14 protein-coding genes are annotated in these 12,584 nt (G+C 45.9%); 5 read left to right on the forward strand and 9 right to left on the reverse strand.

Going from position 1 to position 12,584, the window contains the following annotated elements; all coding sequences use genetic code 11:
- Positions 1-230 precede the first annotated feature (230 nt).
- Positions 231-2,561, forward strand: a complete 2,331-nt coding sequence (locus tag M9196_RS17150) for a Tex family protein (protein ID WP_250618737.1) — start codon at positions 231-233, stop codon at positions 2,559-2,561.
- A gap of 83 nt (positions 2,562-2,644) precedes the next feature.
- On the opposite strand, the gene M9196_RS17155 is transcribed toward M9196_RS17150, so the two are convergent.
- Positions 2,645-3,094: an ATP-dependent Lon protease gene (locus tag M9196_RS17155; RefSeq protein ID WP_250618738.1), complete on the reverse strand. Its 450-nt coding sequence runs from the start codon at positions 3,092-3,094 to the stop codon at positions 2,645-2,647.
- 242 nt (positions 3,095-3,336) lie between these two features.
- Positions 3,337-4,104 (reverse strand): pimeloyl-ACP methyl ester esterase BioH, encoded by a 768-nt coding sequence (gene bioH, locus M9196_RS17160; protein ID WP_250618739.1) that lies wholly within the window; start codon positions 4,102-4,104, stop codon positions 3,337-3,339.
- 84 nt (positions 4,105-4,188) lie between these two features.
- On the opposite strand from bioH, the gene M9196_RS17165 reads away from it, so the two are divergent.
- The 4 genes from M9196_RS17165 to cysQ all read left to right on the forward strand — a co-directional run bounded on the left by M9196_RS17165 (position 4,189) and on the right by cysQ (position 7,296).
- Entirely contained in the window at positions 4,189-4,944 is a 756-nt protein-coding gene (locus tag M9196_RS17165; RefSeq protein WP_250618740.1) for a phosphoribosyltransferase family protein, read from the forward strand.
- A gap of 114 nt (positions 4,945-5,058) precedes the next feature.
- Positions 5,059-5,646, forward strand: coding sequence for a Fe-S biogenesis protein NfuA (gene nfuA / locus M9196_RS17170; RefSeq protein WP_250618741.1), 588 nt, complete (start codon positions 5,059-5,061; stop codon positions 5,644-5,646).
- 263 nt (positions 5,647-5,909) lie between these two features.
- Complete coding sequence (nudE, locus tag M9196_RS17175; RefSeq protein ID WP_250618742.1) at positions 5,910-6,467, forward strand: ADP compounds hydrolase NudE; 558 nt, start codon at positions 5,910-5,912, stop codon at positions 6,465-6,467.
- A gap of 4 nt (positions 6,468-6,471) precedes the next feature.
- Positions 6,472-7,296 (forward strand): 3'(2'),5'-bisphosphate nucleotidase CysQ, encoded by an 825-nt coding sequence (cysQ, locus tag M9196_RS17180; protein ID WP_250618743.1) that lies wholly within the window; start codon positions 6,472-6,474, stop codon positions 7,294-7,296.
- Positions 7,297-7,426: 130 nt separating this feature from the next.
- Here cysQ and M9196_RS17185 read toward each other — a convergent pair whose 3' ends face one another.
- Genes M9196_RS17185 through gspH form a run of 7 tightly spaced genes read right to left on the reverse strand, consistent with a single transcriptional unit; the run spans position 7,427 to position 12,551 of the window.
- A complete protein-coding gene (locus tag M9196_RS17185) occupies positions 7,427-8,185 on the reverse strand; it encodes a type II secretion system protein N (protein ID WP_250618744.1) in 759 nt (252 codons plus the stop codon).
- Complete coding sequence (locus tag M9196_RS17190; RefSeq protein ID WP_250618745.1) at positions 8,186-8,680, reverse strand: type II secretion system protein M; 495 nt, start codon at positions 8,678-8,680, stop codon at positions 8,186-8,188.
- Positions 8,681-8,688: 8 nt separating this feature from the next.
- Positions 8,689-9,924: a type II secretion system protein GspL gene (gene gspL / locus M9196_RS17195; protein ID WP_250618746.1), complete on the reverse strand. Its 1,236-nt coding sequence runs from the start codon at positions 9,922-9,924 to the stop codon at positions 8,689-8,691.
- Positions 9,893-10,927 carry a type II secretion system minor pseudopilin GspK gene (gene gspK, locus M9196_RS17200; RefSeq protein WP_406707698.1) on the reverse strand — a complete coding sequence of 345 codons (1,035 nt, stop codon included), beginning with the start codon at positions 10,925-10,927 and terminating at the stop codon, positions 9,893-9,895. Before gspK ends, gspL begins: the two co-directional genes overlap by 32 nt.
- Positions 10,924-11,619, reverse strand: coding sequence for a type II secretion system minor pseudopilin GspJ (gene gspJ / locus M9196_RS17205; protein WP_250618747.1), 696 nt, complete (start codon positions 11,617-11,619; stop codon positions 10,924-10,926). Before gspJ ends, gspK begins: the two co-directional genes overlap by 4 nt.
- On the reverse strand, positions 11,609-12,001 hold the full coding sequence (gene gspI, locus M9196_RS17210) for a type II secretion system minor pseudopilin GspI (protein WP_250618748.1): 393 nt from the start codon (positions 11,999-12,001) through the stop codon (positions 11,609-11,611). The genes gspJ and gspI overlap by 11 nt, the downstream gene beginning before the upstream one ends.
- Entirely contained in the window at positions 11,949-12,551 is a 603-nt protein-coding gene (gene gspH, locus M9196_RS17215; protein ID WP_284677209.1) for a type II secretion system minor pseudopilin GspH, read from the reverse strand. The genes gspI and gspH overlap by 53 nt, the downstream gene beginning before the upstream one ends.
- Between the last annotated feature and the right edge of the window lie 33 nt (positions 12,552-12,584).

Genomic DNA, 12,584 nt, shown 5'->3' on the forward strand with positions numbered 1-12,584 from the left:
ATAAGACAACGAGCATCCTAGTTTCTCCCTGCCTTCTTTTAACTTTACAGAAAACTAACGGAATATCCACGCGCATATCAATAAATTAGCAAATCCACAGTATTTTTCACCTCTGTTATGCAGAGAAAAATGACGGGGCAATTGCAAACTTGCTTTCGAGCCCTTATATCCTAAAGATATCAAGGAAGGGAGCATTCCTTTCTCTCACATAACTAATAGAGAATACACGGATGAGCCACGCTATCTGTCAACTGATTGCTAAAGAGCTAAACGTTAGCCCAAAGCAAGTAGAAGCTGCTGTCACACTAATTGATGATGGTAATACTGTCCCTTTTATCGCCCGTTATCGAAAAGAGGTCACAGGTGGGCTTGATGATACTCAGCTTCGCTCGCTTGATTCACGCCTAAGCTACTTAAGAGAGCTTGATGACCGACGTCAAACCATCCTGAAATCCATTGATGACCAAGGTAAGCTCACCGCTTCATTAGCCAGCGACATCAATGATGCTGACAGTAAAACTCGTCTTGAAGACCTCTACTTACCTTACAAGCCAAAACGTCGAACTAAAGGGCAAATTGCCATTGAAGCAGGTTTAGAACCTCTCGCTGATCTACTTTGGTTACAGCCAGAGAATGACCCTGAAAGTTCTGCTCAGCGTTATATTGACGTAGAAAAAGGCATTGCAGATAGCAAAGCCGCGCTTGATGGTGCCCGTGCCATTATTATGGAGCGCATTGCTGAAGATGCGAGCTTACTCGATAAGGTCCGCCGTTATTTAACCAGCCATGCCGAGCTCACCTCTCGCGTCATTGCCGGGAAAGAAAATGAAGGTGAGAAATTCAAAGATTATTTCGAGCATAACGAAGCGATCAGCCGAGTTCCTTCCCACCGAGCACTGGCTATGCTGCGAGGCCGCAACGAGGGCTACCTGCAGCTGTCACTCAATGCAGACCCTGCAAGTGAAGAGAAAGTAAGAGAATCATATTGTGAAACTCTTATTGCCCAACACTATGGCATTCACCTGAGCACCGCGGCGGCCGATGCTTGGCGCAAACAAGTGATCAGTTGGTCATGGCGTATCAAAGTATCGATGCACATGGAAACTGAATTAATGGGCGCGCTAAAAGAACGCTCAGAAATCGAGGCGATTGAGGTCTTCGCAACGAACCTAAAAGACTTACTCATGGCAGCGCCAGCCGGTCCTCGCGCCACTCTTGGTTTAGACCCAGGTTTGCGAACTGGCTGTAAAGTTGCGGTGGTAGATGCGACGGGTAAGGTTTTGGCTACCGATGTCATTTATCCTCACGTGCCGCAAAAGCAATACGACAAATCAGCCCACATCATCGATAAGCTTATCCAGCAGTTTAATGTCGATCTCATTGCAATTGGTAACGGTACAGCCTCACGTGAAACCGATAGCTTTGCCGCTGACGTGATTAAACGTGGCAACCATAAAGTACAGAAAATCATTGTCAGTGAAGCGGGAGCGTCGGTCTATTCGGCTTCAGAGCTCGCAGCAAACGAGTTTCCAAACATGGATGTCTCATTACGTGGCGCCGTTTCCATTGCTCGCCGACTTCAAGATCCACTCGCAGAGCTGGTCAAAATTGACCCTAAGTCAATCGGTGTGGGTCAATACCAACACGATGTTAGCCAAACCATGCTAGCAAAGCGCCTTGATGCGGTGGTTGAAGATTGTGTAAATGCGGTCGGTGTCGATGTGAATACTGCGTCATCCGCCCTGCTTACTAGAGTCGCAGGCCTATCAACGACCTTAGCGCAAAACATTGTCGACTACCGTGATGAGCACGGCCGTTTTAACGCTCGTACGACGCTCAAAAAAGTGGCACGTTTAGGGCCAAAAGCGTTTGAGCAATGTGCTGGTTTCTTACGCATAATGGATGGCAAGAATCCATTAGACGCCTCTTCTGTTCACCCAGAAGCCTACCCGGTGGTCAAAACAATTGCTGAAAAAACTGATCGCCCATTGAATTCATTACTCGGTGACAGTGCGTTTCTAAAATCACTGAGTGCCATCGATTACACCAATGATATTTTTGGTTTACCTACTGTCACAGACATTATCAAAGAGCTCGACAAACCTGGACGAGATCCAAGACCTGAATTTAAAACGGCGACGTTTGCCGAAGGCGTAAATACCGTTGCTGATTTGGAACCCGGAATGATTCTAGAAGGCGTGGTCTCCAATGTTGCCAATTTCGGTGCCTTCGTTGATATTGGTGTGCACCAAGATGGCCTAGTTCATATTTCAGCGTTAACTGATCGCTACGTTTCAGACCCGCGCGAAGTGGTAAAAGCGGGCGATATCGTCAAAGTAAAAGTAATGGAAGTGGACGCCGCTCGAAAACGTATCGGACTTTCCATGCGTCTTAACGATGAGCCGGGGCAAGATAATCGAACCTCACGCTCAGGTAGTCAAAATCACAATACGACTTCTACGCCAAAAACAGCATCTAAACCACGCCAGCAAAGAGCGGATACTGGTGGAAATGCCATGGGTGGAGCGTTCGCGGCAGCGTTTGCTAAAGCAAAAAAATAACCGCTACCCGTAACGACTCAGAAAGCCCATGTTCGTAGCAATAAGGGCATGGGATAAAAAAAGAGCACAACTTGTGCTCTTTTTTACGTTACCGCAATAATATCGGAAGGCGTATTGGGGGCAACAGCATGACCGTAATGGTAGCGAATCACGGTACGTCGTTTTGCCATTCTTCCTTCCATAATGGCCGCTTTAAGTATTTTTTGCGGTAAGCGAAAGCGCATTGCGTAACCTTTTCCTTGTGACGCACTGTAGGTATTTAATGCCAACAACTGAAACAAACGTTGAATAGGATCGTTGGAGGTTCTCGGTTCATTGTCGTCATCATATTCAGGATGTTCGGCCGGATCCCAGGCATTTCGTTTCCGCCGCTTTTCTTCCTCATTAATGCGACGCTCCGCGTTAGTCCTTGCCAGCTCAACAGTAGGGATAATTGGCTCACGGACCTTGTTATCACGGGCGGCTTGCTCTGTTTGTGGATTAACAGAAGAAGCCACCACAGGCGCACTGATGTTATTGGGCGACACTATCACTTATCACTCTCCTCTCATTTGAGTGAAAATAACTAATACTGCACAATTTAGTGGGTTACAAATGACAACGCATACTTCACATTTAGTATGCGACCGAAACGCCAACCATAGAGCAATAGCCGCTTAAATTTACATGCTGCTATTGCCATTAAAAATATACCGTCTCTTTATCGTATCGGAATATCTGTAAAAATCTTTACCCAATTCGAATAAAAAACCAACACATTAATCGGCCGACAACGTTACAGGAGAGACTTTACCTTACCGACAAAGCTATCTAATTCGGTAATAAACGGCGCATGTGAGGAGCCGGTAAACACGTAAGAGTTATGCGCTCGCATCTCAGAATCCAGCACATCAGCAACGTTCACCGGTACTAAACCATCTAGGCGACCATACCAACGATGAACAGGGATATCGATTTCCCGTAACGCTTGGCGCAGGTCTAAGCTTCCTAGCCAATCTAAGCCTAAATGAAGTGCCTCTGGTGCGGGCATTGGGCGAGATAACACCGCCTCTTTCAACTGTTTTACATCCTTACGAGCACTCGGGCTTCCCATCGCTTGCAGTGCCATAAAGCGCTCAATCGTTAAGGTAAAATTCTTGGATAACTGCTCAGTAAAGGCGCTCAACACCTCCTGCTTTATTCCTTTCCATGGTAATTGTTGCGAAAATTTTGGTGAGCTCGCCAGCGTCACTAATTGTGTAACACGATCTGGATGCTGATTGGCAATCTGTGTCGCCACCAGCCCCCCAAGTGACCAACCTAACCAAATCGCTCTCGAGGGCGCGTCTTCTAGAACAAGGGGGATCAAGTCAGAAAATGATTGGCATGACACCTCGCCACTTAAGCCATAACCAGGCAGATCAACAACATGCACAGTGAAGCAGTCTTTTAACTTCGGTATGCACTGCTCCCAGACGGCACCATTCATTCCCCAACCATGGATCAAAACCAGATCAGGGCCTTGCCCTTCTGTTTGCCAGTGAACTTTCACATCTTGACTCACATTCTCTCCTACTGAATTACAACTTTTTCCGTTGAATTTTACTTCATGCTAATCACTATCTTACAAACGTCCTTTGGTAGCGTCATGCATAATTTTACTCCCATACGTAAGCGATGCCATATATGTGGCCTTGGTATCCCTCTTTCACTCGGTCATAATCTTTGGTGCCACTATTGCCAATCTTATATCGAAGATGACACACCACGCTGCCCGAGCTGCGCCTTACCTATTCTCAACGAACAGTGTTTTAGCGAGCAATGCTTTAGTGAGCAATACTTTAGTAAACAACATCTTAGTAAGCCACCCCTTAATGAACCGCCGGTATGTGGTGAATGCCTCAAACTGCCGCCACCATGGCAAAGGATGTTCTGCTTAGGAGACTATCAATTTCCACTTTCACTCTTTATTCAGAAAATAAAGCATCAACGTCAGTTTTGGCTATTACCGCCACTTATAGAACAACTTCACCAACGTATTCCTGATCCCGCTCCAATGCTCATTTCTGTTCCAATGATCTGGCATCAGGAACTATGGCGAGGCTTTAATCTCAGCCATTTAATGGCAAAACAAATGCACGCTTTGTGGCCTAGCAGCCACCTTGGAGAACACATTTTTCATAAACGAATGAACACGCCAACACAAAAATCACTCAACCGGCAAGCAAGGCTCAATAATGTAGGCAAAGCCTTCACGTTGCAAAATGCTCCCACCGCCAAACATGTTGCCATTATTGATGATGTGGTCACAACTGGCGCGACGGTTAAGCATTTAAGCCAATTATTACTTGAAGTAGGCGTAGAAAAAATTGATATTTACTGTTTGTGCCGCACGCCAAATTAACTCATCGCTCTCGACGACACATCTTGTACAAGCCGTGAGCAAAAAATTTTGGCATCCTCTTAGTTCAAGAGTAGAATAGCGGTAATAACCTACAAAATTACTCGGGTACTTGTCGTGTCAAATCCAATTACTATTACAGAAAGTGCACAAAGCCACTTTTCAAAACTTCTGGCACAGCAGCCAGAAGGTACCAGCATCCGCGTCTTCGTTGTGAACCCTGGAACACAAAATGCAGAGTGTGGCGTGTCATATTGCCCACCAGAAGCCGTCGAAAGCAACGATACTCAATTCAAATACGAAGTCTTAACCGCTTACGTTGATGAGCTTTCTCTGCCATTTCTTGAAGATGCCGAAATTGATTTTGTCACGGACAAAATGGGCTCTCAACTTACGTTAAAAGCACCAAATGCAAAAATGCGCAAAGTCTCGGACGATGCGCCGCTAATGGAGCGTGTTGAGTACGCGATTCAAACACAAGTTAATCCGCAACTAGCGGGTCATGGCGGTCATGTAAGCCTAATGGAAATCACCCCTGAAGGGATTGCCATCGTTCAATTTGGCGGCGGCTGTAATGGTTGTTCTATGGTCGATGTCACCCTAAAAGAAGGTATTGAAAAGCAACTACTTGAAGAGTTTTCTGGTGAGCTAAGTGCTGTTCGCGACATGACTGAGCACGATCGCGGCGAGCATTCTTACTACTAACAGTCGCCATCAGGCGTCTTACTGTCGGGTAAGAGCGTAGCAATTAGAGCGGTGCGTGAAGTTAAGCTTTGCGCACCGTTTTTATTTATCCGCACAACAGTATGACTGATCATCACCCCCTCCTAGCAATCTCAAACACGACAGCCACCATAAGTAATTATCACAGAACCTAGCATCTTGAAGTTACTTAGGTATATATTAAGCACTACAATCAATGCTTCGCGATGGTCTCGCTATCATTGCACATGCTAAGGAGAACCCCCATGCCGTCCAAACAAGGACCTGAAATCTTAGCCCAAAAAACCGTTGCTGAATCTAGGCTCTTTAAAATTGAAGCCCTAGACTTGCAGTTCTCGAATGGGACTAAGCGGACCTACGAGCGCATGAAGCCCAGCGGGCGAAATGCTGTCATGATGGTTCCAATCACCGAGCATGGCGATATTCTATTAGTTCGCGAATATGCAGCAGGCACCGAGCGTTATGAGTTGGGGTTCCCGAAAGGTCTGATTGACCCTGGTGAAGTTGCAGAACAAGCCGCAGTGCGTGAACTCAAAGAAGAAATCGGCTTTGGCGCTCGGACTCTAACACCACTCAAAGAAGTCATTTTAGCGCCGTCTTATTTCTCCAGTCGTATGACACTCTTCGTTGCACAGGATCTTTACCCAGAAAAGCTAGAAGGCGATGAGCCAGAGCCTCTGGAAGTCATCAAATGGCCTCTAGCTCAAGCGGATGAGCTACTCACTCACATTGACTTCTCTGAAGCTCGCAGCATCACCGCGCTATTGTTAATGCTAAGACTTAAATCAACTCTGGGGCTGTAACGTAATGACTCTCAATCACGACCTCTCCCACCATTTACCTGACGTCATTGAAATTGCACGCTCTGCTGGGCAGCTTATTCTCGATATCTATGAAAAAAATGACTACGAGTCCTATACCAAGGACAACGACACGCCCGTCACCAGCGCCGATTTAGCCGCCCATAAATTGATTATGGAGCAGTTATCTCAACTTACACCAAGCATCCCTATTTTATCGGAAGAAGCCGCCGACATCAGCTTAGAGCAACGCTCTCAGTGGCGAGAATATTGGTTAGTTGACCCCTTAGATGGAACACAAGAGTTCATTGCGCGCAGCGGTGACTTTGCCACTATCATTGCCCTTGTTCGCGATAACAAACCCATTATGGGCGTGGTTTATGCTCCCGTGTCTGGTGTGACCTACTACGCTTATCAGGGCAAAGGGGCCTGGAAGATTCCAGAAATGGATGAAAGCATAAGGATTAAAGTGCACACTCATGAAGTGGCCAGCCATGCGATCTCTATTGCTATTAGCCGCAGACAGAACATCAATCGTATTACGGAAAAAATGAGCAGCGCTTGGAATTATGATTTGGTGCCTTTAGGCTCCGCAGCCTTAAAAGCATGTTTTGTCGCAGAGGGCGCGGTCGATTGTTATTTAAGACTCGGACCGACTGGCGAGTGGGACACCGCCGCAACACAATGCATTGTAGAAGAAGCGGGCGGAGCTATTCTTAGCACTCAGCTAACGCCACTTTCTTATAACTTAAGAGAAACGTTAGAAAACCCCAATTTCATCGTTATTGGCGATCAAGCTCTGCCTTGGGATGATATCCTCATTAAAGAGTGAGGTGTTTCTCTCTTGCCCAATGACGAAAAGTCTAACGCTATCTCCAGAAAAAGCACCACGCCATAAACGAAAAAAGGCGGTCAACACCGCCTTTTTTCGTTTTTTATTTTACTTCGTGACTCGAGCCGATTTAAAAACGCCCTTGATAATTAAAAGAATAACGCCCTTGATTGTCGGGGTTACCGAACCATTTAAGCTGCTGTTGCATGGACGGCGGAAAGTCGGATCCAGGTTTAAACCATGCTTGAGTTTGATACTGTCGGTTCGCGCTTAATTCACCAGTAAACTCACTGGATACTTGAGCGCTATTTTGGGCGCCTTTCGCTTTGATCGTACTGTCGCTGCATGTCATATCAATGACGGTTGGCCCAAAACTTAAACTCCCCACCGGTGTTTCCACATAACCTGCATTCCATGACAACGAGCCATCACCACTACCACACCATGGCGATTGATACTGCATTGAGCGTATCGCGAGCTCCACTTGACCACCTGCGTTAATAGGAACGGGAGGCGTATAAATATCTAGGATACTTTCTGCAGGCAAAGATGCCAGTAAGGTATGAACATAAGGACCAGAGAAATTGACACCAATGTTGCCTTTCCCGGCAATACCCAATGCACTACCACGGCCAAAGCGAACCGCGTATTCAGGTGAAAGCGTCAGTATACTCAACCATGAAAAATGCCAACTCACCTCGCCCAATTGTTGACGCTGGTAATTCACATTCTGTGCACGGCCTTGCCATATCGTTCCTTGCACACCGCTAATCACCACGTTAGATGGTAAGGGTGCTACGCTTAACAACACTTGAGCAGGCGCGTGATAAATCACGCTAGCAAAAAAAACAGCGACAAACAGTGAGACATACTTTATCACTCGTTTCATTTAGCCCCCTCGCTTAAACTGCAAACGGTTGACGTCGATAACACCACTTTGATCAGCTTTATCTATATCCATAATCTCTACGTTCACGCCATGTGTTTCTTGTAGATAGAATAACCAGTTAACAAAAAACTCAAATGGGATCGGTTTGATCCAAACTTGTAGCTCCTCCCCTCGAGGCTGCATACGAATAAGCTCAATGTTAAAGCGCCCCGTTGATGAGGTAATAATTTGATTCAGCGCCTGCTTTGACACCACCACACCACCAGCCTGACGCTTTTCGGTAATTTGATTCGCTTGTTCCTTTACCCAAGACAGCAACTGCTTTTCCGATTGTATACGTGACTGAGCTAATTCTGTTCTCATGGCAAAAGGAGAAAGTATTCCCCAATAGATAATGCCAAGAATCAAAAAAACAGAGCAGACAATCACCAGTCTTTGCTCTCTCTGGCTAATTGAAATCCACCAGCTCTGGGCCGTTAATAGTAATCCTTTCATGTAATGACCTACTTCTTCTTCAACACAAAATTGCCCATCACCAATTCACCGTTTCGATTCAGTGGCCCCTGTGAAACATCGAACTGTGTTTCTAATTTGATCTTAGCCGATTCAAAACTCTCGAAATCACGGCTTGTCACACTTAAGCGAACTTCATTGCGATTGCCATCATAGGTAAAACTGACAACCTGCATTCCGTTCACCTGTCCGACGGTATTGGGCAGTTGAGCCAGCCATTCCAATGCTGAGGTGCTAGACATACCAGAGCCACCCAGTTTAGTTAACTCATCTTGCATTTGCCTTTTAAGATAACTGACGGTCGGTATCCGTTTCTTATCTGGAAATACTGTGCGAAAAATGCGTTCACTCTCCGCTCGGTATGCTGTCGCTTGCGATTCGTACTGACTCACCAACATCACCTGCTCGGCGATAAGCGCAACAAGTAAGATGACGGTGGCAATCGCGACCTTTCTCCATATATTCCAGTACTTAACAAATGAGGCTTTCGGTTTTAAATCACCCGTTAATAGCGTTGTTTGGCTATCAATGGCACCTTGCGATAACAACGCCATTGGCATTTCAATCGGCGCAAACTGCCACGTAATATGCTTAGAGTCACGCTGCATCTCATCACTTGGTTGGGAGTACACCTCTACCGTAATGGCTTCAACGTCACCTTCTTCGGACGTTGACGCGAGGTAGTCGGAGTCAATTACAGACCCAAGCCAGTGCTGGTCAACGGTCATCCCTTGCCATTGATGGGTTCGAAAAAGCCACTGTTCATTGAATTCGATGGCGCTAATGTTCTCGGATTCAGGCAGTGCTAATACATCAGGCACGACTTTCTTAACGTCAATTCCGCACTCTAAAAAACACGCCAGTATCTGCAGTAGATACGCCCGATCCACAGCACAAACTACCGCTTTACCATTCTGTTTATGCAGTATTGAAAAATGTAAGTCATCGACATCTTGGGCAATGTCATCCTCAACTAAGTAAGGCAGCATCGTCTCAAACTGGCGAGATCCCCCTGCCGGGATTGCTACTTCGGAGAAATGAACATCTTGAGAACACAGCAGCAATAACGTCACTCTTTGTTGAGCGTACTCTTTTATTGTTTCCAACTGCGCAAGACTTTCCAACTCACCACTGGCAATCACTTCCTTTTGTCCAGTCGACCACACCGCCCAACTTACTGGGCTATTAGGCTGACTATTCAGTCGAACGGTTAAGAACTCGCTCACTCAATCCTCCAAATCGACGACGTACCACCGTCAGATTTTCTCTATCTTGACTATAAAATAACGTTCTCAACCTCAGCCGTGATTCATCCACCACAACCTGAGCATCAAGTTCAAAGTACACGCTGTCCACGGATAAATACTGCGACGCTTGCTTGCGAGCATTTTCATCCACACTACTCATTTGCGATTCAGCAAGAAACTTGTCCACACCAGACCAACCATCAAATGGGCGATTTTCCAATAATTGCAATGCATTTTCTCGCGATAAGTTAGGTGCAAAAAGTGCAACCAATACATCGGCATTTTCAGGGGCGAGTGTATTGACGTTTAGTTGCCAGGTTGACATCGGCAACGCACAAACCGACGAGCCCAAACGCAATGTAATATCCCCCATCACCTGGTTGATAGCTCGTAATTCAGAGCTATCTGCCAATAAACCGTTAGCAGTGACATAAGCGGGAGACAACGATTCATAATAACTATCGCCAACACCCGAGATTGAGCGCACGGTCGTTTCTTTATTCACAAACTCCCAAGTCGAGTCTGCTATCTGCTCAGCTTGGTAATTTTCGACATCATACTGCTCCAACAGTCGTTGAAAAAAACGCACTAAAAAAGGCTTCTCGGTGCTATTGGCTGTCGGGGCGATACTCGACAACGCATTGATATTAAAGCATGACTGCATATCAACAATACGACCGGTTGCTTCACCGTAATCGAGTGGGTAAGTTCGCTCTTCAATCGCCCATGGCTGATTCAAGTTAATGCTGTCTTTATTGTCTTTAAAGCTCTCTTTAATCGCGACGGTTGCGAGTGCCTCAACCCCAATAGAGTACCAATAGGCCTGCTGATAATTAATCTGGCTATTGGCACGGGTAAATTGGCTAAATAATCGCTCCGACATTGTCGCCGCAATCGACACCATGATCGCCAATAGCAACAATATCACGATCAACGCGACACCTTTTTGAGATGACGAATGACCATACGACTTTTTCATCATCCACCGCTTCCTTGGTTGGCATCATTACTACCCCCCTGATTAGCATTACCTCCTGAGGATGCCGACGCATTGATTGTCCCATTCGGCGTCAAATAAATTCGGGTAATTTTACCGTAATCCTCAAGTTCCAAGGTGACTTCCACCGCTTGAGGTAAAGTCAGCTCTTGTTGCCACTCCTTTAACCATGAGTCGCCATTATAGAACCGCAGTTCGAAAGTGGTGACTTGCGTCAAAATAGGCAAGACAACAGGGGGCTCTCCCACACTGGTGTCTGGATAGCGCCACCAGAGCCTTTCTAATTTTTCATCTTTCAATCGATAGCCTATTTTGGCTACCTCACCTCGAGGAAACTGGCTTTGTGGGTTCATCCAACCTAAACGACTAAAGAGCACGCCCTTGCTATCCGAGTCGAGTAAATTCTGCTGCCATATCAGTAACGCGGATAATGGCACTTCACCTTCATGTCGGAATTGTCGCAAAGCAATCTGCCTAAAATCACTATCTAGGTAGACAAAAGCTCGTTGAATTTCTTGTAGCCGAGCGCTGCGCTCTTGAGATAACTCATTACTTCGCTGCACTTGGTTTACGACTTGATAAGCAGCCACACTCAAGCTGGCGAAGATCGCCATCGCGACTAATACTTCAATTAAAGTAAATCCGCGTGAAGGCGCCCCATTGTGACTATTTTGCAACGTAACTCCTTACCGTCACAATTGGGCTCGCTTTTTTGTCGGTCGCCACGCTGACATCAAATGCTTTAAGCAAATCATCTGATGTTTTGACAGGCGTCACCCGCCAAAACCATTCACGACCAGCCAGCGTCTCTTTGCCATTCTCAGCTTTCAATGTGCTGTTACTAAGCATGACTTTCGCCATTTGATTATCAACCACCATCGCCGCAAAGGTTTTCTCTTCTAGGTAACTTAAAGTATTAATATGCTGAGACACCGAACGAATAACAGAAATTGCAGCGGTGGCAAAAATAGCCAAGGCAACCAACACTTCCAATAGTGTCATACCCCTAGCGCTTTTCATCATTCCAATCCCTATCATCCATTGCTTGTACCAAGCCATTTTCTTGGATTTGAATATGCCACGTAAGATCTTTCTTTGCGCGATTTTCTGGCGCTAGAACAAAAACGCCAGGAGTAAATTCACCGCTCGACAATATGAAAATTTGCGGGGGCTTCTCTGGTTTTTTCTTCTTTTCAACATCTGCGAACATATCATCATTAAAGAGAGATGTAGGCTCGAAAAGTCGGTCATCAACACCCCAGACACCATTACTTAAATCAAGCTTAATGGTTAAACCGTCAGGAAGCGTGACCTCATCGGGAATCTTCTTTAATGATATTTTTTCCCAACCTTCTGGTTTGAGTTCCAAAAACACATACCGACGCTGTTCTTCATCAACTCTAATTCCAAAATCCTTACCCGCCAACATTGCTTCTTCGTTGAACAGCTGAAGCCTTTGGAATAAGCGCTGGGCTTCTTCTTTGATTTGGTTATCTTGTTTTGGTGGTATCGACGCAATGACGGCCACCGCGCTAAGCGAAAGTAGCACTAACACTAAAAGTATCTCTAGTAGTGTAAAACCTGAATGAAAGGACTTAAAAGGACGCATCGATTACCACTTCATTGATAACAGAGCGCTCAC

It is taken from the genome of Vibrio methylphosphonaticus (assembly GCF_023634655.1).
In the GTDB taxonomy this organism is placed as follows: Bacteria; Pseudomonadota; Gammaproteobacteria; order Enterobacterales; family Vibrionaceae; genus Vibrio; species Vibrio methylphosphonaticus.